Origin of the sequence: Streptomyces sp. JJ36, assembly GCF_021696945.1 — a bacterium.
Taxonomy (GTDB): Bacteria; Actinomycetota; Actinomycetes; order Streptomycetales; family Streptomycetaceae; genus Streptomyces.
Genome location: NZ_JACYHE010000004.1, coordinates 106,290 through 129,735 on the forward strand (window position 1 = coordinate 106,290; position 23,446 = coordinate 129,735).

The following is a 23,446-nucleotide window of genomic DNA, read 5'->3' on the forward strand; positions in this document are numbered from 1 at the left end:
ATCCGGGTCGCGGCCCCCAAGGGGTGCGCTGTTAGGAGATGCCCTCAAACGGACACCTGTGCCGGTGTCCGCCCAAAAACCCTCACACCGTCTGGAGCGATCGTGGCGCGCAGTACTCCGGCTCCCACCACCACCCCGACCAACCACCAGGAGCTGGTCTCCTGGGTCGACGAGATCGCCGCCCTCACCGAGCCGGACCGGGTCGTCTGGTGCGACGGCTCGGAGGCCGAGTACGAGCGCCTCTGCGAGGAGCTCGTCGAGAAGGGGACGTTCAGGAAACTCGACCCGATCAAGCGGCCGCACTCCTACTACGCCGCCTCCGACCCGTCCGACGTGGCCCGCGTCGAGGACCGGACGTTCATCTGCTCCGAGAAGGAGGAGGACGCCGGCCCGACCAACCACTGGAAGGCGCCCGCGGAGATGCGGGAGATCTTCCAGGGCGCGAACGGCAAGGGCGGCCTCTTCCGGGGCTGCATGCGCGGCCGCACGATGTACGTGGTGCCGTTCTGCATGGGCCCGCTCGGCTCCCCGCTCTCCGCGCTCGGCGTGGAGATCACGGACTCGGCGTACGTCGCCGTCGCCATGCGCACCATGACGCGCATGGGACAGCCGGTACTCGACGAGCTCGGTGAGGACGGCTTCTTCGTCAAGGCCGTGCACAGCGTGGGCGCGCCCCTCGCCCCGGGCGAGCGGGACGTTCCGTGGCCGTGCAGCAGCACCAAGTACATCTCGCACTTCCCGGAGAGCCGGGAGATCTGGTCGTACGGCTCCGGGTACGGCGGCAACGCCCTGCTGGGGAAGAAGTGCTACGCGCTGCGTATCGCCTCGGTGATGGCCCGTGACGAGGGCTGGCTGGCCGAGCACATGCTGGTGCTCAAGCTGACCCCGCCGCGCGGCGAGTCCACGTACGTCGCCGCCGCCTTCCCCAGTGCCTGCGGGAAGACCAACCTGGCGATGCTGGAGCCGACCATCCCGGGCTGGACGGTCGAGACCATCGGCGACGACATCGCCTGGATGCGGTTCGGCGAGGACGGGCGGCTCTACGCCATCAACCCGGAGGCCGGCTTCTTCGGCGTCGCCCCGGGCACCGGCGAGCACACCAACGCCAACGCGATGAAGACCCTGTGGGGCAACTCCGTCTTCACCAACGTCGCCCTCACCGACGACAACGACGTGTGGTGGGAGGGGATGACCGAGGAGCCGCCCGCGCACCTGACCGACTGGAAGGGCAACGACTGGACGCCGGAGTCCGGCACCCCCGCGGCCCACCCCAACGCCCGCTTCACCGTCCCGGCCGGGCAGTGCCCGATCATCGCGCCGGAGTGGGAGGACCCCCGCGGCGTGCCGATCTCGGCGATCCTCTTCGGCGGCCGGCGCGCCTCGGCCGTACCGCTGGTCACCGAGTCCTTCGGCTGGCAGCACGGCGTCTTCCTGGGCGCCAACGTGGCCAGCGAGAAGACCGCGGCCGCCGAGGGCAAGGTGGGCGAACTGCGCCGCGACCCGTTCGCGATGCTGCCCTTCTGCGGCTACAACATGGGCGACTACTTCGCCCACTGGGTGAAGATGGGCGCCGAGGCGCCCGACCCGGAGAAGCTGCCGCGCATCTACTACGTCAACTGGTTCAAGAAGAACGAGGCCGGGAAGTTCGTCTGGCCCGGCTTCGGCGAGAACAGCCGCGTCCTGAAGTGGATCGTCGGCCGCCTCAACGGCGAGGCGGAGGGCGTCGAGACGCCCATCGGCGTGCTGCCCACCAAGGAGGCCCTGGACACCGAGGGACTGGAAATCTCCGCGGAGGAGCTGGACTTCCTGCTGACGGTGGACCGGGACGTGTGGCGCGACGAGGCGTCGCTGGTGCCCGAGCACCTCAACACCTTCGGGGACCACACCCCGAAGGAACTCTGGGACGAGTACCGGGCCCTGGTGCAGCGCCTGGGCTGACCGCTCGCGCCGCCGGGCGGGACGGGGCACCGGCTCGGTCCCGCCCGGCGGTGTACGGCCGGGGCCCGGCCGCGCCCGAGCGGCCCGGTCCGGCCGACGCGGAGTCGGCCGGTTTCCCCGGCCCGCCTGCGCGGGCGCCTACGCGGACTCGGTCAGCCCGAGCGCGGCGGCGTGCCGGTCCAGGCAGGAGGCGGCCAGCGCGGTCGCGGTTTCGTCCTCCCGCGCCGTCGCCACGACCAGCGCCATGCCCGCGAGGGTGTGCGCACGCTGGTGCAGGGCGGCGAGATGGGCGTCGTCCGCCTCCCGCGCGGAGGGCGCGGCCCGCAGCGGGGCAGTGCCGCCCCGCAGCCGCGCCGCCTGCTCCGCCAGTTCCTGCGCCGCCGCGTCCAGCTCCGCGCCGGGCGTGAGGGCCCGTAGCTCGTCGGTGACGGTCAGCAGCGCCGTCAGATGCCCGGCGAGGCGGATGTCCAGCTCCTCCTCGCGGGAGCGGTGCGGCACGTCCGCCTGGGCCGGGGTGTGCACCGACTTGGTGCGGATCGGCTCGTACATGGGAGGGCCTCCTGGCAGGTGCAGGTCTCAGGAAGCCATCCTAGCTTGGACAATGTCTAAAGTTGACCGTGTTCGGCAGAACCGGCGGGACAATCTGCGGCCGGGCGCGGCACGTGAGCGGCTCAGGGCTGTCCGTAACCGTCCAGGAAGGTGCCGATCCGGGTCACCGCGTCCGCCAGCTCGTCCGCCGCGGGGAGGGTGACGATGCGGAAGTGGTCCGGCTCCGGCCAGTTGAACCCGGTGCCGTGCACCACCATGATCTGCTCCGCGCGCAGCAGGTCGAGCACGAGCTGCCGGTCGTCCTTGATCTTGAAGACCTTCGGGTCCAGCCGCGGGAAGAGATAGAGCGCGCCCTTCGGCTTGACGCAGGTCACCCCGGGGATCTGCGTCAGCAGCTCGTACGCCGTGTCGCGCTGCTCCCGCATCCGGCCGCCGGGCAGCACCAGCTCGTCGATCGACTGACGGCCGCCGAGCGCGGTGGCCACCGCGTGCTGCGCGGGCATGTTGGCGCACAGCCGCATGTTCGCCAGGATCGTCAGGCCCTCGATGTAGCTCTGGGCGTGCGTCTTCGGGCCGCAGACCGCGAGCCAGCCGCTGCGGTAGCCCGCGACGCGGTAGTTCTTGGAGAGCCCGTTGAAGGTGAGCGTCAGCAGGTCCGGCGCCACCACCGCGGTGGGCGTGTGCGTGGCGCCGTCGAAGAGGATGCGGTCGTAGATCTCGTCGCTGCAGACGATCAGCCCGTGCCGCCGGGCGATCTCGGTGAGCCCGCGCAGCATCTCCTCGTCGTAGACCGCGCCCGTCGGGTTGTTCGGATTGATGATCACCAGCGCCTTGGTGCGGTCGGTGATCTTCCGCTCGACGTCGGCGAGGTCCGGCATCCAGTCGGACTGCTCGTCGCAGCGGTAGTGCACGGCGGTGCCGCCGGAGAGCGAGACCGCGGCCGTCCACAGCGGGTAGTCCGGCGCCGGGACCAGCACCTCGTCCCCGTCGTCCAGCAGCCCCTGCATCGCCATCTGGATCAGCTCCGAGACGCCGTTGCCCAGGTAGACGTCCTCGACGGAGAGCTCGACGCCCTTGGTCTGGTAGTGCTGCATCACCGCGCGGCGGGCGCTGAGCAGGCCCTTCGCGTCGCCGTAGCCGTGCGCGTCGCCGACGTTCCGCAGCATGTCCTCGAGGATCTCCGGCGGGCACTCGAAGCCGAAGGCCGCGGGATTCCCGGTGTTCAGCTTGAGGATGCGGTGACCCGCCGCCTCCAGCCGCATGGCCTCCTCGAGCACCGGGCCACGGATCTCGTAGCAGACATTGGCGAGCTTCGTCGACTGGATCACCTGCATGTCGCCACTGTACGGGCGCGGCCCGGCGGGCGCCCGGGTGTTTTGTGTCACGAGACGGCGACAGCCACTGCCACCTCGCCCGTCCCTCCTGCGACGACGCCCCGGCCCACGGCTCCGCAGCCGCTCCCGGGAAGCCACCCGGTCGGGTGACGCCGCCGCCGGGCCGGGGCGCCGGCGGGCCGGGGCACGCCGGTCCGGCACGGGGCACGGCCACGGCCGCCCGAACGAGCGGCACTGCGGACATGGCGCCGCGGCACCGCGATACCCGAGAATGAAGGTCATGACCGCCGCACACACCGACCCCTCCGTCAGCGCGCCCAAACTCGGGCTCCGCGAGCGGAAGAAGCTCCAGACCCGCCAGGCGATCCGGCAGGCCGCATACCGGCTCTTCGCCGAACAGGGATACGACGCCACGCCCGTCGACCGGATCGCGGAGGTCGCGGAGGTCTCCCCCAGCACCGTCTTCCGGTACTTCCCCACCAAGGAGGACATCGTCCTCACCGACGAGTACGACCCGGTGATCGCCGACACCCTCCGGGACCGCCCGGCCGGGGAGCCGCCCGTCACCGCGCTGCGCAAGACGCTGACCGCCGTGCTCGCCCAGATGTACGAGGAGGACACCGCCGAGACCCTGGCCCGGGTCCGGCTGATCTGCGAGTCCCCCACGATCCGCGCCCGCATGACCGAGCACAGCGCCGTCACCACCCGGCTGCTCGTCGAGGTCCTCTCCGAGCGCACCTGCCGCCCGGTGGACGACCTGGAGCTGCGGGTGGTCGCGGGCGCGGCCATGGGGGCCCTGACGGAGGCCTTCTTCCACTGGGTGGAGACGGGGCAGCACGGCAGGCTCAGCGACCTCGTCGAGGACGCCCTCCGCGTCCTGGAACGCGGACTCACCCTCTGAGGCTGGGCCCTGCCGGCCCGCTCAGTCCCCCGCGACGCGCACGGCGCGCGCCAGCTCCTCCGGTTCCGCCGTCGGCGCGTCGCAGGTGAAGTGGCGGCACACGTACGCCGCCGGCCGCCCCTCCAGCAGCGGGCGGTCCCGGAGCAGCGGCACCGGCAGCTCCCCGTCCCCGGCTCCGGTCCCGTCAGCGCCGTCGCCGTCCGCCGGCTCGCCGACCGCGACCACCGCGCCCGGCGCCGTACCCAGCAGCGCGACCCGGTGCAGCCCGCGCGTCGCCGGGTCCTCCCGGGCGCCGACCACCGCGATCTCGCGCGGCCCGTCCAGCGCGGCCTCCGCCGCCGCAAGCCCCCAGCCGATGAACCGGGGCGCCCGTGCCGCCAGCGCCTTGACGATCCCCAGCGCCTGCTCCGCCGCGCTGCGGTGCCGGTCGCTGCCGGTGTAGGCGGCGTACGACAGCAGCGCCTGGGCCGCGGCCGTCCAGCCGGAGGGGGTGGCGCCGTCGGTGGGGTCCTGCGGGCGCCGGATCAGCCGCTCCGCGTCGTCGGCGGTGTCGTAGAGGGTGCCGTCCTCGCCCGTGAAGTGCCGCAGCACCACGTCCAGCAGGGTGCCCGCGAGATCCAGCCAGGCGCTGTCGCCCGTCACCGCGTAGAGGGCGAGCATTCCCTCCGCGGTGTCCGCGTAGTCCTCCAGCACTCCGGCGCTGGGGCCGGGCCTGCCCTCCCGCGACGTGCGCACCAGCCGCCCCCGGTCGTCCAGATGCACGGCGACCAGCAGGTCCGCCGCCGCGGCGGCGGCCTCCACCAGGTCCGGCCGCTCGAAGTAGGCGCCGGTCTCCGCGAGCGCGGCGACGGCCAGCCCGTTCCAGGCGGTCACGACCTTCTCGTCCCGGCCCGGCCGCGGGCGGCGCTCCCTGGCCTCGAACAGCCGCCACCGTACGGACTCCACCCGCTCGGCCTCGGCCGGGTCGGCCGGCTCGCCGGCTGCCGCCTCCGGTCCGGGCCCGTGCATACCGGCCCCGGCGTCCGCCGGGCCCGCCCCGTCCGGGCGCGGACCGCCGGGGAGGCGCAGCACCGAGGCGCCCTCCTCGAAGGTGCCCTCCCGGGTCACGCCGAACCAGGAGGCGGCGAAGGCCGCGTCCTCCTCGCCGAGCACCTCGGCGAGCTGCTCCGGCGTCCAGACGTAGAAGGCGCCCTCCTTGTGGCGGCCGTGCCCGTCGTCGCTGTCCGCGTCCAGCGCGGAGGCGAACCCGCCCTGCCCGGTGCGGAGTTCGCGGACCAGGAAGTCCGCGGTGTCCAGCGCCACCCGCCGGGCCGTCGCCGAGCCCGAGGCGCGCCACAGGTGTGCGTACACCCGGCACAGCAGCGCGTTGTCGTACAGCATCTTCTCGAAGTGCGGCACGGTCCACTCCGCGTCCACCGCGTAGCGCGCGAAGCCGCCGCCGAGGTGGTCGTGGATGCCGCCGCGGGCCATGGCCCCGCAGGTGGCCTCCACCATCTCCAGCGCACCGTCGGCCCCCGTACGGGCGTGGTGCCGCAGCAGGAACTCCAGCGCCATGGCCGGCGGGAACTTCGGCGCCCCGCCGAACCCGCCGTGCACGGCGTCGAACTCCCGGGTGAGCCCGAGCAGCGCCGCGCCCAGCTCCTCCGGCCCGGGCGGCTGCGGGGCGTCGTACGCCAGGGCGCGCCCGGCGAGGTCCCCGGCGATCCGCCCGGCCACCTCGGCCACCTCGTCGCGGCGTTCCTCCCACGCGGTGTGCACGCCCTCCAGCACCTGCCGGAAGGACGGCATGCCCTGCCGGGGGCGGGGCGGGAAGTAGGTGCCGAAGTAGAATGGCTCGGCACGCGGCGTCAGGAAGACGGTCATCGGCCAGCCGCCGTGGCCGGTGGCGGCCTGCACGGCCTCCATGTACACGGAGTCGACGTCGGGGCGCTCCTCCCGGTCCACCTTCACCGGCACGAAGTGGGCGTTGAGGACCGCGGCCGTCTCGTCGTCCTCGAAGCTCTCGTGCGCCATCACATGGCACCAGTGGCAACTGCTGTAGCCCACGCTCAGCAGCACCGGCACTTCGCGTCGCCTCGCCTCCTCGAACGCCTCGTCCGACCAGGGCCACCAGTCGACGGGGTTCTCGGCATGCTGCAGGAGGTAGGGCGAGGTCTCGGCGGCGAGTCGGTTGGCCATACCCCCATCGTGCACGACGCGCCCCCGTGGACCGGGGCGGCACGGGCGCGGGTTCGGGTGGCGTGCGGGCGGGTGGCCACGGGGCGTGGGGTGCGGGTGAGGCTTCGCGGCCGGGCCCGGCACCGCGCGCACCCCGGCCGCACAGGCGCCCGCTCCGCCCCCGGCGCTCAGCCTCCGGCGGCCGGTGTCCCGCCGCCGGCACCCCGCCTGGGGGCCGCCGTCACCCCGCCTGGGGCGGGGGCAGCTCGGCGCGGGTGCCGCCGGAGGCCTCGTAGCCGGCGACGGCGAGGGCGCGGTAGGCGGCGTACTGGGCGGCGGGGTCGTCCCCGGCGGCCCAGGGCAGCGCGCCCACGTAGCCGTCGACCACGCGCAGCGCCTCCATCGCCTCCCCGTACCGTTCGGCGCGGACGAGCATGCAGACCAGCAGGTGCAGGACGTGCGGGCGCACCGGGTGGTCGCCCTCCACCTGGTCGACCGCGAACTCGGCCGCCTCGATCGCGCGCCGGATCTCCTCGCTCTGGTAGAGGCCCCGGACGAGGTTGACCTCCGGCAGGTGCTCGAAGGCGGCGAAGAGCGGCAGGGCGGGCAGCAGGGTGCCCTCGGGGGCGTGGGCGGCGGCGGTCTGCGCGAAGCCGTCGGCCAGCGCCTTGGAGCCCTGGCCGCGCGCGGACCAGTACTGCAGTGCCGCCAGGTGGGCGCCCATGTGGTGCGGGGCGCGCCGGACGACCTCCGTCCAGAGCGCCTCGAAGTCCGCGCGCCGGTCGCCGAGCCCGCGGGCGACGTGCAGCTCGGTCAGGTACGGGGTGGGGTCGGCGTCGGCGATGCGGGCGGCCTCGCGGCAGATCGTACGGGCCTCCTCCAGGATGATCCGGCGGCTGTCCGGGTCCCCCTCGGCCAGCGCCTGCCAGACCAGGAACTGCGCGTACACCTGGGCGCCGCCCTGGTCGCCGGGCTGTCCGGCCCGCCACCGGCGCAGCCAGCTCGCATCCCGTACGGGCCCGCCCGGCCGCTTGGTGAAGGAGATGGCGCCCGGGCCGCCCGCGCCGTCATGGCCCTCGGCGGCTCCGTCCGCGCCCTTCCCGCGGGACTGCCCGGCGGCCTGCTCGGCCGCCTGCGCGGCCCGCGCCTCGGCCAGCTCCCGCGCGGCCGCCCCGGCCAGGGACTGGACCCGCTGCCAGCGCAGCTCCCACTCGTCGCCGGTGAGCGCCAGCAGCCGGGCGACCGGCGTGGGGTCCTGCTCCGCCTGAGCCTCCTCCAGCGCGTCCACGAGCTGCGGGTCCGGGCCGGGCAGCCGTACGTCCAGCTCGTCCACGGGCACGAAGGCGTAGGCGGACTCCGGGGACACCGCGGCGAGGGGCCCGCCGCCCGCACCCTGCCGCTGCAGCCGCATGCGGCGCCGCAGGGGGGCGGCGAACACGGCGACGAGGACGGTGAGGGCGATGAGCAGGAGCAGCAGTTCCATGGGGGCGGACTCCGGGGCGGGTGCGGGCGGCGGGCGGGCGGGGTGCGGAATTCCGGGCGCGATCTCACGAGCGCACCCGGTCTCCACGGTACGGCCCATTACGGTGGCCGCATGAACGACCGGAACGCACAGAACTTCGAGACCCTGGCGATCCACGCCGGGCAGACCGCCGAGGCCACCACCGGCGCGGTCGTCCCGCCGATCTACCAGGTGTCGACCTACAAGCAGGACGGCGTGGGCGGTCTGCGCGGCGGCTACGAGTACAGCCGCTCCGCGAACCCCACCCGCACCGCCCTGGAGGAGAACCTCGCGGCGCTGGAGGGCGGCCGGCGCGGCCTCGCCTTCGCCTCCGGGCTGGCCGCCGAGGACTGCCTGCTGCGGGCGCTGCTGCGCCCCGGCGACCACGTGGTGATCCCGAACGACGCCTACGGCGGGACGTTCCGGCTGTTCGCCAAGGTCGTGGAGAAGTGGGGCGTGGAGTGGTCGGTGGCGGACTCCGCCGACCCTGCCGCGGTGCGGGCGGCCCTGACCGACCGCACCAAGGTGGTGTGGGTCGAGACGCCCTCGAACCCGCTGCTCGGCATCAGCGACATCGCGGCGCTGGCGGACGTGGCGCGCACCGCGGGGGCGCGGCTGGTGGTGGACAACACCTTCGCCAGCCCGTACCTCCAGCAGCCACTGGCCCTGGGCGCCGACGTGGTGGTGCACTCCACGACCAAGTACATGGGCGGCCACTCGGACGTGGTCGGCGGCGCCCTGGTGGTGTCGGACGCCGGCCTGGGCGAGGAGCTGGCCTTCCACCAGAACTCCATGGGGGCCATCGCGGGGCCGTTCGACGCCTGGCTGGTGATGCGCGGGATCAAGACGCTGGCGGTGCGGATGGACCGGCACAGCGCCAACGCCACCCGGATCGTGGAGCTGCTGGAGCGCCACCCGGAGGTGACCCAGGTGTACTACCCGGGCCTGCCCTCGCACCCGGGCCACGAGATCGCCGCGAAGCAGATGCGGGCGTTCGGCGGGATGGTGTCCTTCCGGGTGCGCGGCGGCGAGGAGGCGGCCGTACGGGTGTGCGACCGGGCGCGCCTCTTCACCCTGGGCGAGTCGCTGGGCGGCGTGGAGTCGCTGATCGAGCACCCGGGGCGGATGACGCACGCCTCGGCGGCGGGTTCGGCGCTGGAGGTGCCGGCGGACCTGGTGCGGCTGTCGGTGGGCATCGAGTCGGCGGACGACCTGGCGGCGGACCTGACGGCGGCCCTGGGCTGACGCCCGGCGGCCGGCAAGCCGTCGGGGTGCCGCGCTCGGGGTCCGGCTCTCGCCCGGACGCGCCGGGTCCGGCCTGCGCCCGGCAGCGGCGGTGCGCCCGGGTCACCGGGCCCGGCCCCGCACAGAGGGCCGGGGCATCGCCGCTGTCCCGGCCCTCGCGGGCGCTTCGCCGCGTGCCGGGCGCACCGCGGCCCGGGCGGCCGGCCCTTCCGCGCTGACCTGCGCGGGCTGATGGCCGGGCTGTTTGCCGGGCTTGCAGTTCCCACGACCACTGTCCCGCCGGCACCCCGGAGTCCGCCTCGGACCCCGGTACGCCCTCACCAGCGGTAGACCGGAGGCGTGGAGTCCCGGGAGGGCACCGACCAGGGCTCGGCGACCGCGGCCCAGCTCGCCAGGGCCAGGGCGGCGAGGAACGCCAGCGTCCACAGCAGGGACCGCAGCGCGTGCCGGCGGCGGAGCAGCCGGTCGCCACGGGAGCGGGCGCGGAGCGCGAGGTCGGCGGGCAGCGGCGCGTGGGAGCCGTCCAGCATGCGCCGCAGCTCTCGCTCCTGGCGGTCGGGGAGGGTCATGCGGCACCCTCCGCCGCCCGCCGCGAGGAGGCCGGACGGGCGGCCGGCGGGCGGCTGCGCAGCGTGGCGCCGGCCCGGGCGCAGAGGGCACGCACGCGTTCCATGGGGAGTCCCAGCCCGGCGGCGACCTGTTCCTCGGGGACGCCCTCGCAGTGCCGCAGCACCAGCACCAGGCGTTCCCGGGGCGGCAGCCGGCCGAGGAGGCCGCCCCGGGGGCGGCGGTAGCGCCAGGCACTGTGCGCGAAGCGGGCGGCGAGCTCCCGCCGGGCGTGCTCGTAGGGGTCCTCGCCGTGCAGCCGGTCCCAGTCGGCGTACGTCCGGCCCAACACGGCCACCAGGAGTTCCTCGGCGGCGGGGGCGGTGCCCGGAGGCTCCCCGGTCAGCAGCGTGGCGGCATGCAGCAGCCGGCCTCCCGCGCCCGCGGCGAACGCCTCGAACTCCCGGGCACGGCGCCGTTCGCGGGTCGTGCGGTTCTCTCCCACCGTGCGCGCCTCCGTGGTGTTCATGGGACGGCAGGCGGGCTGATCAAATCAAGGGGGCGGACGGCGCGTTCGCAGGCCGGGGAGCGCCGCGGGCCCGGTTCCCCGGCCGCGCCACGGGCGGCCCGGGCCGGACCAGGAGGCGCCGGCCGGATCAGGAGGCGCCGGCCGGATCAGGAGGCGCGACAGGTTCAGGAGACCCCGCCCGGCAGCGAACCGGATGCGGGGCCGGACCGGGTGCCCGAGCCGCCGTGGGCGCCGGTGAGCGCGGTGTTGAACCGGGTGAGCAGGGCGCAGAAGGTGTCCCGCTCCTCCTCCGTCCAGCCCTGGGTCAGCAGCTCCATCAGCTCGCGCCGGGAGGAGCGGACCTGCTCCAGGCGCGCGGAGCCGCGCGCGGAGAGCTGGAGGACGACGGCGCGGCCGTCCTCGGGGTGCGAGGCGCGGTTCACCAGGCCCGAGTCGACCAGCGGTGCGACCTGCCGGGTGACCGTGGAGGAGTCGATGCCCATGGCGGAGGCGAGCGCCTTCACGCCCATGGGGCCCTCCGTGTCGAGCCGGTTGAGCAGCAGGTAGGCGGCGCGGTCCATGGAGTTGCGGGCCTGCCCGACGCCGCCGAGCCGGGTCTGCTCGGCGCGCCGCGCGAAGACGGCCACCTGGTGCTGCATGGCGTCGAGTACGGGGGCGACGTCCTCCGCGCGGTCCGGGGTGCGGGGGGAGTCCTGCGGGACCTGGCCGGGCGGGGCGGGCCGGTCGGCGGGGACGGATCGCGGCGGCTCGGGGCTGCGGGGCGGGCCGGGGGTGTCGTGGACTTCTGTCGTCATGTCCGGGTGCGTGGGCATGGCCGGGGTGCTCGCTTCGTTGGGGTGCCGAGGTACGTACGACCGAAAGTGTGGGGCACAGGGTACGCGCCCCCGGCACGCCCGCGTACCGGTGCTGCACGAACCGTTGCCGGAGTGCCGGCGAGGGTGCGGGCGCCGAAGGCCGGGGGACGGCACCCGGCGGCCGGCCGCGGACGGCTGAAGGCGCCGGGCGGGCGGGAGGCTGCCAGACTGGCCGCATGGTTGCCAGTCCTCCCGAGGGCCACACCCCCGCCCTCTCCGTCACCGTCGACGACGTACGCGCCGCCCAGAAGACCCTGTCCGGCGTGGCCCGCACGACCGCCCTGGAGGGGAGCCGGCACCTGACCGGACTGCTCGGCTCTCCCGTCCACCTGAAGTGCGAGAACCTGCAACGCACCGGTTCGTTCAAGCTGCGCGGCGCCTACACCCGGATCGCCGCCCTGTCGCAGGAGGACCGCGCCCGCGGCGTGGTCGCGGCCAGCGCGGGCAACCACGCCCAGGGCGTGGCGCTCGCCGCCGCGCTGCTCGGGGTGCGTTCGACGGTCTACATGCCGGTCGGCGCGCCGCTGCCGAAGGTCGCCGCGACCCGTGACTACGGCGCCCAGGTGGTGCTCCAGGGGCAGGTGGTGGACGAGACGCTGCGGGCGGCGCAGACGTACGCGGAGGAGACCGGCGCGGTCTTCATCCACCCCTTCGACCACCCCGACGTGGTGGCCGGCCAGGGCACCATCGGGCTGGAGATCCTGGAGCAGTGCCCCGAAGTGCGCACCATCGTGGTCGGCGTCGGCGGCGGCGGCCTGGCGGCGGGCATCGCGGCCGGGGTGAAGCCGCTGCGCCCGGACGTGAGGGTGGTGGGCGTGCAGGCGGAGGGCGCGGCGGCGTATCCGCCCTCGCTCACCGCGGGGAGGCCGGTGGCGCTGGAGTCGGTCTCCACGATGGCCGACGGCATCAAGGTGGGGCGGCCCGGCGATGTGCCGTTCGAAATCGTTGGCGCTCTGGTGGACGAGGTCCGTACGGTGACCGAGGACGCGCTCTCGAGTGCGCTGCTGCTGCTCCTGGAGCGGGCGAAGCTGGTCGTCGAGCCGGCCGGGGCGAGCCCGGTCGCGGCGCTGCTGAGCGAGCCGGGTGCCTTCGAGGGCCCGGTGGTGGCGCTGCTCTCCGGCGGGAACGTCGATCCGCTGGTGCTCCAGCGCACCCTGCGGCACGGCATGGCCGCCGCGGGCCGCTATCTGTCGCTGCGGCTGCGGCTGACCGACCGGCCGGGGGCGCTCGCGGCGCTGCTCGGGGAGTTGTCAGTGGCGGACGCTAACGTCCTGGACGTGAGCCACGTGCGCACGGATCCGCGGCTCGGACTGGACGAGGCGGAGGTGGAGCTGCATCTGGAGACCAAGGGGCCCGAGCACTGCATCGAGGTGTCGGCGGCGCTGCGGGCGGCGGGTTACACGGTCATGAGCTGACGGGGCCCACTCCCGGGCGGCCGGTCCGTGCCGGAAGACGGTCCGCTCACGGGGCGGGCGGCCACCCGCCCCGTGAGCGGCCGCACCGGGCGACAGTCGCGAAACAGCGGCCCTTGCTTGACGCGATATATCGCGTCGGGCAAAGATGGGGCGCACCGTGTGCCGGACCGTCGCGCCGTCGTGTCAGGACGGCGCGCACGTCCGCCCCGCCCGCCACGGGCGGCGTACGGCCGCGCCCCGCGGGCGCCCCGCACCACCGGTGCGCCCCGCATCTGTATCCGCACCTGCACCCGTACCCGCACCGCACCGACCGCCCGGACACCCGGGTGTCCACCGATCCACCCCAGCGACCCACGCGACCCTGTTCACCGATCCATCCCATGCACCCAGAAACGGGGAGACCTATGCCAGGCGCCATTTATGCCGAAGGTCTGGTGAAGACCTTCGGCGAGGTGAAGGCTCTGGACGGCGTCGATCTCGATGTGCCCGAGGGCACGGTCCTCGGACTGCTCGGGCCGAACGGCGCCGGCAAGACCACCACCGTCCGCGTCCTGACCACCCTGCTCCGGCCGGACAGCGGCCGGGCCGTCGTGGCGGGACTGGACGTCCTCAAGCACCCGACCGAGGTGCGCCGCTCCATCGGCCTGTCCGGGCAGTTCGCCGCCGTCGACGAGTACCTGACCGGCCGGGAGAACCTCCAGATGGTCGGGCAGCTCTACCAGATGTCCGCACGTGACGCGAAGGCACGGGCGGGCGAGCTGCTGGAGCGGTTCAACCTCGCCGACGCCGCCGACCGCACGGCCAAGACCTACTCCGGCGGCATGCGCCGCCGGCTCGACCTCGCCGCCGCGCTGGTGGTCAGCCCGCCCGTGATGTTCATGGACGAGCCGACCACGGGCCTCGACCCGCGGAACCGGCAGCAGCTCTGGGAGGTCATCGAGGAGCTGGTCGCCGGCGGCACCACCCTCCTGCTGACCACGCAGTACCTCGAGGAGGCCGACCGCCTCGCGCACGACATCGCCGTGGTCGACCAGGGCACCGTCATCGCCCGCGGCACCTCCGACCAGCTCAAGGCCCGCACGGGCGGCGAGCGGGTGGAGGTCGTGGTGCACGAGCGCGAGCACATCGGCACCGCCGAGGGCATCCTCCGCGGCTTCGGCAAGGGCGACACCGTCGTCGAGGAGCACACCCGGAAGATCACCGTGCCGGTGACCGGCGGCGCCAAGCTGCTGGCCGAGGTGATCCGCGAGCTGGACGCCCGCGGCGTGGAGATCGACGACATCGGCCTGCGCCGGCCGACCCTGGACGACGTCTTCATCTCGCTCACCGGCCACGCGGCCGAGGACGGCGCCGAGGGCGCCGACGGCGGAAAGCCGGGCGGGCAGGCGGGCGGGAAGCCCGGAAGGCAGGCGGCGCAGCAGGCCCGGAAGGAGACCGCACAGTGAGCGTGACCGAACGACCGGCTCCCGCGCCGGTGTCCCCGCCCGCCAGGGGCGGGATCGCGCAGGGGGTCTCGGACTCCCTGATCGTCGCGAAGCGCAACCTCATCCGGATGGCCCGCATCCCCGAGGTGGTCATCTTCGGGCTGATCCAGCCGATCATGTTCGTGGTGCTGTTCAGCTACGTCTTCGGCGGGTCGATCAACATCCCCGGCTCCGGGCTCGACCCGGACGCCTACCGCGAGTTCCTGATGGCCGGCATCTTCGCCCAGACGGTCACCTTCGCCACCGCGGGCGCGGGCGCGGGGATCGCCGAGGACATGCACAAGGGCCTCATCGACCGCTTCCGCTCGCTCCCCATGGCCCGCGGCGCGGTGCTCACCGGGCGCACCCTGGCGGACCTGGTGCAGACCGCGCTCACCCTGGTGGTGCTCGCACTGGTCGCGGTGCTGGTCGGCTGGCGCATCCACGAGAACTTCCTCAAGGTGCTCGCCGGCTTCGGCCTGCTGCTGCTCCTCGGGTACGCGTTCACCTGGATCGGCGCGGTGATCGGCCTCTCCGTGCGGACTCCGGAGGCGGCGACCTCGGGCGGCCTCATCTGGCTGTTCCCGCTGACCTTCATCTCCAACGCCTTCGTGCCCTCGGAGAACATGCCGACCGTGCTGCGGCACATCGCCGAGTGGAACCCGTTCAGCGCGACCGTGCAGGCCTGCCGGGAGCTCTTCGGCAACATCCCGCCGACGTACCCGGTGCCGGACGCCTGGCCCATGCAGCACCCGGCGCTGGCCTCGCTGCTCTGGTCGGTCGTGATCATCGCGCTGTTCCGCACGCTGGCGGTGCGCAAGTACAAGTCGGCCACGGCCTGACGGCTGCCCGGGCCGGGGCACGGGAAGGGGCCGGGCGCGCCGTGCGCGCCCGGCCCCTTCCGTACGCCTGCTGTGGTCAGCCCTTGTAGGGCTTGGCGTCCAGGATCCGCACCGAGGCCATCTTGCCGTTCGGCAGCTCGTACTCGGCGTCCGTACCGACCTTCTTGCCGTTGACGCCGTCGCCCAGCGGGGACTGCGGCGAGTAGGTCTCGACGTCGGCGCTCGCGTATTCGCGGGAGGCGAGGAGGAAGGTCAGCGTGTCGTCCTCGTCACCGTCGAACGCGATCGTCACGACCATGCCGGGCGCGACCACACCCGTGTCCGCGGGCGCCTCGCCGACCTTCGCGGTCTCCAGGAGCTGCTGGAGCTGCCGCACGCGCAGTTCCTGCTTGCCCTGCTCCTCCTTGGCCGCGTGATAGCCGCCGTTCTCCCGGAGGTCGCCCTCCTCGCGAGCCGCCTCGATCTTCTTGGCGATCTCGGTGCGTGCAGGACCCGACAGGTACTCCAGCTCGGCCTTGAGCTGGTCGTACGCCTCCTGGGTCAGCCAGGTGACGTTCTCGCTGGTCTGGGTCACAGGTCGCTCCTCGTCGGTACTCGGATATAAAGCAACGCCCTGACCGTAAGGCTGCGCCTGTACGGGCGGGCGGAAACTACGAGCCTAACAATTCCGGCGGAAAAGAGAAGAAGGACAAACGCAGGGTCAGCGCATGATCGCTTTGCGTCACCGCCGGCCGAGGGTGCCCCCGGGCGGCTACCCCGCCTCGGCGGCCCGGCAGCCGGTCAGCTCCGCGTTCACGGCGCGGCGCGTGGTGCGTACGGTGACCACCCGGTCGACCCGGGTCTCCGTACTCTCGAAGCGCACGTCCTTGCGGCCCACGACACCGCCCGTCCCGTCCACCACCCGCAGCGTGCACACCCCGGCCACGTCCGCTTCCTTGCGGACCTCCAGATGCACCTCGACGGCCTCCTCCGAGGCCACCCGGAACTTGATCATCGAGCCGCTGACGTCTGCGCCGGCGACGTAGGAGACCCCGATCCAGCCGACCAGCCCCAGCAGCAGCACACCGAGCACACCACCGGTGATCTTCAGACCGCGGTCGGAGGAGCCCGCCGTGGCTCCGTACCGGCCCGCGCCGCCGTACCGGCCGGGGGGCGGCGCCTGCGGCTCACGCTGCACATCGGCCATGGCTGCTGCGGTCCTGTCTGTCGGTCGTACGGCCCGCCGGCCCCGCGCGGCCGGGCCGGACCGGGGCGAGGAATACATCGGGGCCCCGCTTCGGTCACTATAGAAGCCGTCTGATGCGACGAGACAACGAGGATCGAGCCTTGACTGATCAGCTACGACTGATGGCCGTGCACGCGCACCCCGACGACGAGTCGAGCAAGGGCGCGGCGACCATGGCGAAGTACGTGTCCGAGGGGGTGGACGTGCTGGTCGCCACCTGCACGGGCGGTGAGCGCGGCTCCATCCTCAACCCCAAGCTCCAGGGCGACCCCTACATCGAGGAGCACATCCACGAGGTCCGCAAGAAGGAGATGGACGAGGCCCGGGAGATCCTCGGCGTCAAGCAGGCCTGGCTCGGCTTCGTCGACTCCGGGCTCCCCGAGGGGGACCCCACGCCACCGCTCCCCGAGGGCTGCTTCGCCCTCCAGGACGTGGAGGAGGCAGCCGGGCCGCTGGTGAAGCTGATCCGCGAGTTCCGGCCGCAGGTGATCACCACCTACGACGAGAACGGCGGCTACCCGCACCCCGACCACATCATGACCCACCGGATCTCGATGGTCGCCTTCGACGCCGCCGGCGACCCCGAGCGCTACCCCGAGGCCGGCCCGGCCTGGCAGCCGCAGAAGCTCTACTACAACCAGGGCTTCAACATCCCCCGCACCCGCGCCCTGCACGAGGCACTGCTGGAACGCGGCATGGAGTCCCCCTACGCGGAGTGGCTGGAGCGCTTCAAGAAGTTCCAGCGCAAGGAGCGCACCCTCACCACGTACGTGCCCTGCGGCGACTTCTTCGAGATCCGGGACAAGGCGCTGATCGCCCACGCCACCCAGATCGACCCGGACGGCGGCTGGTTCCGGGTGCCGCTGGAGATCCAGCGGCAGGTCTGGCCCACCGAGGAGTACGAGCTCGCGAAGTCGCTCGTGGACACCTCCCTCCCCGAGGACGACCTCTTCGCGGGCGTCCGCGAGAATTGACCCCATGAGCGCGACACAGACCACCGTCGTCCAGCTCCTTCCCCTCGCGAAGGAACTGGACGAGAACAAGGTGACACCGGGCGTCCTCGGCTTCCTCGTCTTCGCGGTCATCGGCATCGCGGTGTGGATGCTGATGAAGTCGATGAACAAGCACATGAACCGCGTCGACTTCGAGGAGGCGCCGCCGGCCGGCGCCTCCCCCGCCGCCCCGGCCCCCCGCACCGGCACCGGCTCCGGCACCGGCACCGGCCTGGAGGACTGACCCCGGCCCGGCCGCGTCACGCGGCCGGGCGGGGAATCCCGGGGGCGGGCCGGGCGTTGGCGGGAGGGCGGAGCGCCGCCCGTACCCGTCGTCGCACCAGGAGTCCCGATGCTGTTCGGCCGCACCAAACACCTCCCGACCGCGGACGAGGCCCTGCCGGGCCGTCCGGAGCCCGCCTTCGCCGTCCCGGAGCGCCACACCGTGCTGGGCAACCCGCTCCTCGGGCCCTACCCGGACGGCCTGGAGATCGCCGACTTCGGCCTGGGCTGCTTCTGGGGCGCCGAGCGGGTCTTCTGGCGCGCCGAAGGCGTGTGGACCACTCTCGTCGGCTACCAGGGCGGGCACACCGAGAACCCGACGTACGAGGAGGTCTGCTCGGGCCTGACCGGGCACACCGAGGCGGTGCGCGTGGTCTTCGACCCCGCCCGGATCTCGTACGAGGCCCTGCTGAAGCTCTTCTGGGAGGCGCACGACCCGACGCAGGGGTTCCGCCAGGGCAACGACGTCGGCACCCAGTACCGCTCGGCCGTGTACACCCACTCCCCCGCCCAGCAGGCCGCCGCCGAGGCGAGCCGCGACGCCTACCGGAAGGTGCTCGCCGGCGCCGGGCACGGTGAGATCACCACCGAGATCCTGCCCGCCGACGGCCGCCCCTTCCACCCGGCCGAGGGCTACCACCAGCAGTACCTCGACAAGAACCCCGCGGGCTACTGCGGCATCGGCGGCACCGGCGTCTCCTGCCCGGTCGGCGTCGCCCCGGGCCCCGAGGCGACGGACACCTGACCCTCCGCGGGAACCCCCGGACTCGCCGGCGACGCGCGGGGCGGAGTTGTGGGGAGGGGCGGCGAATACGCAACACGCCGCCCCCGGCGCTCTAGGCTGAGGGCCACCGTCAGGACGCCCGCCCGGGAGCCGGAGGAGCCGCATGGACGCGTTCGTCTCGCTGCTCGGCGCCGCAGTGATCCTGACCGTTCTCCGGGACCTCTTCCACACCCTGTGGCACCCCACCCGCCGAGGCGGTGTCAGCCGGGTCGTCATGACGCTGATGTGGCGGGCGGCCCGTCTCTTCCCGGCCCACCGGCGGGTCGCCGGACTCGCCGGCCCGCTGGCGATGGTCACCGTGGTGGGCCTGTGGGCGATGGCCATCGTGCTCGGCTGGGCGCTCGTGTACGTCCCCCACATGCCGGAGGAGTTCACCTTCTCCCGCGGGCTGGAACCCACCGAACACGCCGACCTGCTGGACTCGGTCTACTTCTCGCTCGTCACCGTCGGCACGCTGGGCTTCGGCGACATCGCCCCGACCTCCACCTGGCTCCGCATCGTGGCTCCCCTGGAGGCCCTGATCGGTTTCGCCCTGCTGACGGCGACCGTCTCCTGGGTCCTGGAGATCTACCCGGCGCTGACCCGGCGCCGGGCCCTGGCGCTACGGCTGGCAACGTTGCGCCGCGCGACGCCCACCCGGGAGCAGATGCACAGCACCCTGGGCGCGGTCCTGCTGGAGAATCTGGCGGCCGACCTCAGCCGCGTCCGGATCGACTTCTCCCAGTACCCGGAGTCGTACTACTTCCACGACGGCGAGCACGCGGACCTCGCGCTGGCCGCCCTGGTCGGCTACGCCGCGGAGCTCGCGCGGGACGGCCGGGCGAGCGACCGCGCCGACGTCCGGCTGGCCGCCGCCGTCCTCACCGACACGCTGGAGGAACTCGCCACCACCCTGGACCAGCGCTTCCTCCATACGGGCGGCACCCCGGCGGAGGTGTTCGCCGCGTTCGCCCGCGATCACGACCGTACGCCGCACGGGGCCTGAGGGCCGGCCCCCCGTGGCTCCGCGGCAGGCCCCGGGCACGGTCCGGCCGGCGCCGTACGCCCCGCGCGCACAGCGCCGCGGGCGGGGCACCGGAGGAGTCCGGCGCCCCGCCCGCGGTCAGCGCTGTGGCGCGATCGGGCAGGTCAGCCCATGGCGCCCTGCATGTCGGCAGGCAGTTCGTTGAAGTCCTGCGACTGCATGTCGTCCATCGGCGGACGCCAGCGGCAGAACGGCACGTGGTTCAGCGGCACGACCGTGCGCGAGCTCACCCAGCCGGGGCGCTTGGCCAGCTTGAACCAGAAGCGGTCGGGGAATTCGCCGCGGACCTTGCACTTGAGGTGGATGACTCTCCCCCGGGGGATCCAGCCGATGGTCCGCGAGTTGCGGCTGGGCCGGCTCTTGATCGCGGTACGCCGCTTGGTGAAGCCCTTGTGGACCTTGCCGCCGCCCTGCTCCGGGAGCAGCTCCGTGCTCATGGGGGCGTTCGGGGCCCCGGGGACGGGGGCGGTGGGCGCCGTGGCGGCGGCGGGGCCCGCCGCCGCCATGGCGGCCACGGCACCGCCGGCCGCGCACACGGCGACCTTGGTGAAGGTGGACTGAAGCATCGCTCTCTCCTGAGGACGGGACTCCGGGACGGGAGCCCTGGGGAACAGTGAGCGCCGGTCCGCATCCCCCCACGATGACGTGGAGTAGTGAACCGATCACCCTTCGCGCTGATCACGCTAAGCACGGTCCCCGGGCCCCGCAACTCGTCCCTGCCGGGCGGTCGTCCCCTGAGGGGTCCGCACCCCGCTCGCGGGTGCCCGCACCCGGCTTCCCGGAGCCCGCGGGGCCGGCGCCGGGCGCGCCCGTTCGGGTGGGGCCGTGACGGCCCCGGAGCTAAGCCCCCGAGAGCTCACCCGGCGAACGACCCCGCCTCGACGACGAACCGGTAGCGCACGTCACCGGCCACCACCCGGTCGTACGCCTCGTTGATCCGGTCGGCGGTGATGGTCTCGATCCGGGCGCCGATGCCGTGCCGGGCGCAGAAGTCCAGCATCTCCTGCGTCTCGGGGATGCCGCCGATCATCGAGCCGGCCAGCGACCGGCGCCCGCCGATCAGCGAGAACGCGCTCACCGGCATGGGGTTCTCCGGTGCTCCGACGTTGACCAGGGTGCCGCCGGTGCCCAGCAGACCGAGGTAGGCGTCGAGGTCGAGGTTGGCGGAGACGGTGTTGACGATCAGGTCGAAGCGCCCGGCGAGCCGCTCGAAGGTGGCGGGGTCGGCGGTGGCGTGGAAGGCGTCGGCGCCCAGCCGCAGCCCCTCCTCCCGCTTGCCGAGGGTGCGGCTGAGCACGGTGACCTCCGCGCCCATGGCGTGGGCGAGCTGCACGCCCATGTGGCCCAGGCCGCCCATGCCGACGATCGCCACCCGCTTGCCGGGACCGGCCTGCCCGCGGGCCAGCGGCGAGTAGAGGGTGATGCCGGCGCAGAGCAGCGGGGCGGCGACGTCCAGGGCGAGGCCGTCGGGGATGCGCAGCACGTAGTTCTCGTCCACGACGATGTGGGTGCTGTAGCCGCCGTACGTCGGCTCGCCGTCCCGGCCGGTGCCGTTGTACGTCATGACGGCGCCGCCACCGGTGCAGTACTGCTCCTCGCCGGCGCGGCAGTCGGCGCACTCCCGGCAGGAGTCGACGAAGCAGCCGACCCCGACCCGGTCTCCCGTCGCGTACCGGGTCACGCCGGGTCCGGTCGCGGTGACGACGCCGGCGATCTCGTGCCCGGGGACCATGGGGAAGGAGCCCTCGCCCCACTCCTCGCGTACCTGGTGGATGTCGGAGTGGCAGATGCCGGCGTAGGCGATCTCGATCAGGACGTCGTGCTCGCCGAGCGGGCGGCGCGGCACGGTGGTGTGCTCCAGGGGGGCCTTGGGGGCGGGGGCGGCGTAGGCGTGAACCGTGGTCACGGACATCTGTGGGGTGTTCCTCCTCGCAGGGTCGGCGCCGTATCCGGCACCGCCGTCGATGGTGCGCGGAGCACGCCCGCCTGCCCATCCCTCCCTTGTGCGTATGCACGCGGTGCCTACCAACGACAGGGTCAGCTTCCTGCGCACCCCGGGCCCCCCGCGGGGAATACGTCCGGGCGCGGGGAGCGATACTGCCGTCATGGATCAGCTTGACCGGCGGGCGGAGCTGAGCGAGTTCCTGCGGACGCGCCGGGCCCGGCTCCAGCCGCAGGACGTGGGGCTCCCCTCGTACGGCGGCCGCCGCCGGGTTCCCGGGCTGCGGCGCGAGGAGCTGGCGCAGCTCGCGGGCGTCAGCGTGGCCTACTACACGCGGCTGGAACAGGGGCACGGGCACAACGTGTCCGCGGGCGTGCTGGACGCGATCGCCGGGGCGCTGCGGCTCACCCGGGCCGAGCGGGACCACCTGACGCATCTGGTGAAGCCGAAGCGCCGCTCGGCCCGCCGGCCCGCGGCCCGGCGGCAGCGGGTGCGGCCGGGGCTCCAGCAGCTCATCGACGGGATGGAGCACACGCCGGCCTACGTCGTGGGCCGGCGGTTGGACGTGCTGGCCTGGAACCGGCTGGCGGGCGCGCTGCTGGGGAACCCGGCGGCGCTGCCGCCGGACGAGCGCAACATGGCCTGGCTGGTCTTCCTCGACCCGGCGACACGGGACCTCTACACCGACTGGGCCCAGAAGGCGGCGGACACCGTCGCCTGGCTGCGCATGGACGCGGGCTGCCATCCGGACGATCCGCGGCTGGCCGCGCTGATCGGCGAGCTGTCGGTGAAGAGCCCCGAGTTCCGGCGGCTCTGGGCGGCGCACCATGTCCAGGACAAGGCGTACGGGACCAAGGAGCTGCACCACCCGCTCGCGGGCCCGCTCACGCTCTCCTACGAGGCGCTGCGGCTGCCGGCCGACCCGGGGCAGGAGCTGATCGTCTACCACGCGGAGCCCGGCTCGACCTCGGCCGGCGCGCTGCGGTGGCTCGCGGAGCGGGATGCCGAGCAGCCGGGCGTGCCCGCCGCGCCGCCGGCCGGGCCGGCCGCCGTGCCCACCGCACGGGAGGCGGCTCCCTCGGTCGAGCCGCGCTGAGCCGGGGGAGGGGCCGGCCGGCTCGCGCGCGTACGGCGTCCTGGGCACGCGCGGGCACGGGCCCGCGGCCGGCCCGCACGGATGCATGATCCGGGCCCCGGCGGACACCCGGGTGCCGGAACTTCCGCAAGCCCCCGGCCGTCCCGGCGGCCGCCGTGCGGCCGCACGTACGCGGCGGGGGCCCGAGTGCCGGAGAGGACGTGACACACGTGAGGGTCGCCTTTCTCGTGGCGCCCGCGGGCGTCGAGCAGATCGAGCTGACGGACCCGTGGCGGGCCGTGACCGAGGCCGGCGGTACGCCGCACCTGGTGTCCACGACCGGGGGCCGGGTGCAGGCCTTCCACCACCTGGACAAGGGGGACACCTTCCCGGTGGACCGCACGGTGGACGAGGCCTCGGTCGCGGACTACGACGGGCTCGTGCTGCCCGGCGGGGTGGCCAACCCCGACTTCCTGCGCATGGACCCGGACGCCGTGGCGTTCGCGAAGGGTTTCTTCTCCGCCAACAAGCCGGTGGCCGTCATCTGCCACGGGCCGTGGACCCTGGTGGAGGCGGACGTGGTGCGGGGTCGCCGGCTGACCTCGTTCCCGAGCCTGCGCACGGACATCCGCAACGCCGGCGGCAACTGGGTGGACGAGCAGGTCGTCGTCTGCACCGACGGGCCGAACGCCCTGGTGAGCAGCCGGAAGCCGGACGATCTGAAGGCCTTCGACGAGGCCTTCCTGGAGGAGTTCACGCGGGCGGCCGCGGCCGCCACGCCGGGCTGACACCCGCAAGGCGGCGGGTGGCCCGTACGGCGCCGGCCGCCCCGCGCGCGGCGACGGCCG

At 73.8% G+C, this 23,446-nt stretch carries 23 protein-coding genes; 12 read left to right on the forward strand and 11 right to left on the reverse strand.

What is annotated here, in order from left to right; genetic code table 11:
* The first annotated feature begins 102 nt into the window (after positions 1-102).
* A complete protein-coding gene (locus HOY81_RS02940; RefSeq protein WP_237317724.1) occupies positions 103-1,938 on the forward strand; it encodes a phosphoenolpyruvate carboxykinase (GTP) in 1,836 nt (611 codons plus the stop codon).
* Between the two features lie 138 nt (positions 1,939-2,076).
* Here HOY81_RS02940 and HOY81_RS02945 read toward each other — a convergent pair whose 3' ends face one another.
* Both HOY81_RS02945 and HOY81_RS02950 read right to left on the reverse strand, forming a co-directional pair.
* Positions 2,077-2,487 (reverse strand): hypothetical protein, encoded by a 411-nt coding sequence (locus HOY81_RS02945; protein WP_237317726.1) that lies wholly within the window; start codon positions 2,485-2,487, stop codon positions 2,077-2,079.
* Positions 2,488-2,609: 122 nt separating this feature from the next.
* Complete coding sequence (locus tag HOY81_RS02950) at positions 2,610-3,821, reverse strand: pyridoxal phosphate-dependent aminotransferase (RefSeq protein WP_237317728.1); 1,212 nt, start codon at positions 3,819-3,821, stop codon at positions 2,610-2,612.
* 280 nt (positions 3,822-4,101) lie between these two features.
* Here HOY81_RS02950 and HOY81_RS02955 point away from each other — a divergent pair, with 280 nt between their 5' ends.
* On the forward strand, positions 4,102-4,722 hold the full coding sequence (locus tag HOY81_RS02955) for a TetR/AcrR family transcriptional regulator (protein WP_237317730.1): 621 nt from the start codon (positions 4,102-4,104) through the stop codon (positions 4,720-4,722).
* Between the two features lie 21 nt (positions 4,723-4,743).
* Here the strand turns inward: HOY81_RS02955 and HOY81_RS02960 are convergent, their stop codons facing one another.
* Positions 4,744-6,900 (reverse strand): thioredoxin domain-containing protein, encoded by a 2,157-nt coding sequence (locus HOY81_RS02960; RefSeq protein WP_237317733.1) that lies wholly within the window; start codon positions 6,898-6,900, stop codon positions 4,744-4,746.
* A gap of 220 nt (positions 6,901-7,120) precedes the next feature.
* Complete coding sequence (locus tag HOY81_RS02965) at positions 7,121-8,362, reverse strand: hypothetical protein (protein WP_237317734.1); 1,242 nt, start codon at positions 8,360-8,362, stop codon at positions 7,121-7,123.
* 111 nt (positions 8,363-8,473) lie between these two features.
* Here HOY81_RS02965 and HOY81_RS02970 point away from each other — a divergent pair, with 111 nt between their 5' ends.
* Positions 8,474-9,625, forward strand: a complete 1,152-nt coding sequence (locus HOY81_RS02970; RefSeq protein ID WP_237317737.1) for a cystathionine gamma-synthase — start codon at positions 8,474-8,476, stop codon at positions 9,623-9,625.
* A 317-nt stretch (positions 9,626-9,942) separates the two neighbouring features.
* Here HOY81_RS02970 and HOY81_RS02975 read toward each other — a convergent pair whose 3' ends face one another.
* The 3 genes from HOY81_RS02975 to HOY81_RS02985 form a co-directional block, all read right to left on the reverse strand.
* Positions 9,943-10,194 carry a hypothetical protein gene (locus HOY81_RS02975; RefSeq protein WP_237317739.1) on the reverse strand — a complete coding sequence of 84 codons (252 nt, stop codon included), beginning with the start codon at positions 10,192-10,194 and terminating at the stop codon, positions 9,943-9,945.
* Entirely contained in the window at positions 10,191-10,700 is a 510-nt protein-coding gene (locus HOY81_RS02980) for a sigma factor-like helix-turn-helix DNA-binding protein (protein ID WP_237317741.1), read from the reverse strand. Before HOY81_RS02980 ends, HOY81_RS02975 begins: the two co-directional genes overlap by 4 nt.
* Before the next feature lie 164 nt (positions 10,701-10,864).
* Positions 10,865-11,338, reverse strand: a complete 474-nt coding sequence (locus HOY81_RS02985) for a MarR family winged helix-turn-helix transcriptional regulator (protein WP_237317821.1) — start codon at positions 11,336-11,338, stop codon at positions 10,865-10,867.
* Between the two features lie 392 nt (positions 11,339-11,730).
* On the opposite strand from HOY81_RS02985, the gene ilvA reads away from it, so the two are divergent.
* The 3 genes from ilvA (at position 11,731) to HOY81_RS03000 (ending at position 15,274) form a co-directional block, all read left to right on the forward strand.
* On the forward strand, positions 11,731-12,969 hold the full coding sequence (gene ilvA / locus HOY81_RS02990; protein ID WP_237317743.1) for a threonine ammonia-lyase: 1,239 nt from the start codon (positions 11,731-11,733) through the stop codon (positions 12,967-12,969).
* Between the two features lie 404 nt (positions 12,970-13,373).
* Positions 13,374-14,414 (forward strand): ATP-binding cassette domain-containing protein, encoded by a 1,041-nt coding sequence (locus HOY81_RS02995; protein WP_237317746.1) that lies wholly within the window; start codon positions 13,374-13,376, stop codon positions 14,412-14,414.
* A 2-nt stretch (positions 14,415-14,416) separates the two neighbouring features.
* A complete protein-coding gene (locus HOY81_RS03000; protein ID WP_308340942.1) occupies positions 14,417-15,274 on the forward strand; it encodes an ABC transporter permease in 858 nt (285 codons plus the stop codon).
* A 76-nt stretch (positions 15,275-15,350) separates the two neighbouring features.
* Here HOY81_RS03000 and greA read toward each other — a convergent pair whose 3' ends face one another.
* Positions 15,351-15,848, reverse strand: a complete 498-nt coding sequence (gene greA, locus HOY81_RS03005; RefSeq protein ID WP_237317751.1) for a transcription elongation factor GreA — start codon at positions 15,846-15,848, stop codon at positions 15,351-15,353.
* A gap of 177 nt (positions 15,849-16,025) precedes the next feature.
* Positions 16,026-16,460 (reverse strand): DUF4307 domain-containing protein, encoded by a 435-nt coding sequence (locus tag HOY81_RS03010; RefSeq protein ID WP_237317753.1) that lies wholly within the window; start codon positions 16,458-16,460, stop codon positions 16,026-16,028.
* A gap of 140 nt (positions 16,461-16,600) precedes the next feature.
* On the opposite strand from HOY81_RS03010, the gene mca reads away from it, so the two are divergent.
* The 4 genes from mca to HOY81_RS03030 all read left to right on the forward strand — a co-directional run bounded on the left by mca (position 16,601) and on the right by HOY81_RS03030 (position 19,542).
* The gene (mca, locus tag HOY81_RS03015) at positions 16,601-17,473 is read left to right on the forward strand and encodes a mycothiol conjugate amidase Mca (RefSeq protein WP_237317755.1); all 873 of its coding nucleotides are present in this window, start codon (positions 16,601-16,603) and stop codon (positions 17,471-17,473) included.
* Positions 17,474-17,477: 4 nt separating this feature from the next.
* Complete coding sequence (locus tag HOY81_RS03020) at positions 17,478-17,735, forward strand: hypothetical protein (protein WP_237317757.1); 258 nt, start codon at positions 17,478-17,480, stop codon at positions 17,733-17,735.
* A gap of 108 nt (positions 17,736-17,843) precedes the next feature.
* Positions 17,844-18,518, forward strand: a complete 675-nt coding sequence (gene msrA, locus HOY81_RS03025) for a peptide-methionine (S)-S-oxide reductase MsrA (protein ID WP_237317759.1) — start codon at positions 17,844-17,846, stop codon at positions 18,516-18,518.
* 142 nt (positions 18,519-18,660) lie between these two features.
* On the forward strand, positions 18,661-19,542 hold the full coding sequence (locus tag HOY81_RS03030) for a potassium channel family protein (RefSeq protein WP_237317762.1): 882 nt from the start codon (positions 18,661-18,663) through the stop codon (positions 19,540-19,542).
* A gap of 143 nt (positions 19,543-19,685) precedes the next feature.
* Here the strand turns inward: HOY81_RS03030 and HOY81_RS03035 are convergent, their stop codons facing one another.
* Both HOY81_RS03035 and HOY81_RS03040 read right to left on the reverse strand, forming a co-directional pair.
* Complete coding sequence (locus tag HOY81_RS03035; protein ID WP_237317764.1) at positions 19,686-20,147, reverse strand: hypothetical protein; 462 nt, start codon at positions 20,145-20,147, stop codon at positions 19,686-19,688.
* A gap of 290 nt (positions 20,148-20,437) precedes the next feature.
* On the reverse strand, positions 20,438-21,493 hold the full coding sequence (locus HOY81_RS03040) for an NAD(P)-dependent alcohol dehydrogenase (protein WP_237317765.1): 1,056 nt from the start codon (positions 21,491-21,493) through the stop codon (positions 20,438-20,440).
* A 193-nt stretch (positions 21,494-21,686) separates the two neighbouring features.
* Between HOY81_RS03040 and HOY81_RS03045 the strand changes: the two genes are divergently transcribed.
* Together HOY81_RS03045 and HOY81_RS03050 are read left to right on the forward strand one after the other, a co-directional pair.
* On the forward strand, positions 21,687-22,619 hold the full coding sequence (locus tag HOY81_RS03045) for a helix-turn-helix domain-containing protein (RefSeq protein ID WP_237317768.1): 933 nt from the start codon (positions 21,687-21,689) through the stop codon (positions 22,617-22,619).
* A 209-nt stretch (positions 22,620-22,828) separates the two neighbouring features.
* Positions 22,829-23,386 (forward strand): type 1 glutamine amidotransferase domain-containing protein, encoded by a 558-nt coding sequence (locus tag HOY81_RS03050; protein ID WP_237317823.1) that lies wholly within the window; start codon positions 22,829-22,831, stop codon positions 23,384-23,386.
* Positions 23,387-23,446: the final 60 nt, after the last annotated feature.

What these genes read in the sequence shown, in the direction of transcription:
- HOY81_RS02995 (WP_237317746.1), top strand. Translation starts at nt 13,374, where the DNA reads ATGCCAGGCGCCATTTATGCCGAAGGTCTGGTGAAGACCTTCGGCGAG.
- HOY81_RS03035 (WP_237317764.1), bottom strand. Translation starts at nt 20,147, where the DNA reads ATGCTTCAGTCCACCTTCACCAAGGTCGCCGTGTGCGCGGCCGGCGGT.
- HOY81_RS02960 (WP_237317733.1), bottom strand. Translation starts at nt 6,900, where the DNA reads ATGGCCAACCGACTCGCCGCCGAGACCTCGCCCTACCTCCTGCAGCAT.
- HOY81_RS03030 (WP_237317762.1), top strand. Translation starts at nt 18,661, where the DNA reads ATGGACGCGTTCGTCTCGCTGCTCGGCGCCGCAGTGATCCTGACCGTT.
- HOY81_RS02985 (WP_237317821.1), bottom strand. Translation starts at nt 11,338, where the DNA reads ATGCAGCACCAGGTGGCCGTCTTCGCGCGGCGCGCCGAGCAGACCCGG.
- HOY81_RS02950 (WP_237317728.1), bottom strand. Translation starts at nt 3,821, where the DNA reads ATGCAGGTGATCCAGTCGACGAAGCTCGCCAATGTCTGCTACGAGATC.
- ilvA (WP_237317743.1), top strand. Translation starts at nt 11,731, where the DNA reads ATGGTTGCCAGTCCTCCCGAGGGCCACACCCCCGCCCTCTCCGTCACC.
- HOY81_RS02945 (WP_237317726.1), bottom strand. Translation starts at nt 2,487, where the DNA reads ATGTACGAGCCGATCCGCACCAAGTCGGTGCACACCCCGGCCCAGGCG.
- HOY81_RS02955 (WP_237317730.1), top strand. Translation starts at nt 4,102, where the DNA reads ATGACCGCCGCACACACCGACCCCTCCGTCAGCGCGCCCAAACTCGGG.
- HOY81_RS02965 (WP_237317734.1), bottom strand. Translation starts at nt 8,362, where the DNA reads ATGGAACTGCTGCTCCTGCTCATCGCCCTCACCGTCCTCGTCGCCGTG.
- HOY81_RS02970 (WP_237317737.1), top strand. Translation starts at nt 8,474, where the DNA reads ATGAACGACCGGAACGCACAGAACTTCGAGACCCTGGCGATCCACGCC.
- HOY81_RS03020 (WP_237317757.1), top strand. Translation starts at nt 17,478, where the DNA reads ATGAGCGCGACACAGACCACCGTCGTCCAGCTCCTTCCCCTCGCGAAG.
- msrA (WP_237317759.1), top strand. Translation starts at nt 17,844, where the DNA reads ATGCTGTTCGGCCGCACCAAACACCTCCCGACCGCGGACGAGGCCCTG.
- HOY81_RS02980 (WP_237317741.1), bottom strand. Translation starts at nt 10,700, where the DNA reads ATGAACACCACGGAGGCGCGCACGGTGGGAGAGAACCGCACGACCCGC.
- HOY81_RS03045 (WP_237317768.1), top strand. Translation starts at nt 21,687, where the DNA reads ATGGATCAGCTTGACCGGCGGGCGGAGCTGAGCGAGTTCCTGCGGACG.
- HOY81_RS03010 (WP_237317753.1), bottom strand. Translation starts at nt 16,460, where the DNA reads ATGGCCGATGTGCAGCGTGAGCCGCAGGCGCCGCCCCCCGGCCGGTAC.
- HOY81_RS02975 (WP_237317739.1), bottom strand. Translation starts at nt 10,194, where the DNA reads ATGACCCTCCCCGACCGCCAGGAGCGAGAGCTGCGGCGCATGCTGGAC.
- HOY81_RS03040 (WP_237317765.1), bottom strand. Translation starts at nt 21,493, where the DNA reads ATGTCCGTGACCACGGTTCACGCCTACGCCGCCCCCGCCCCCAAGGCC.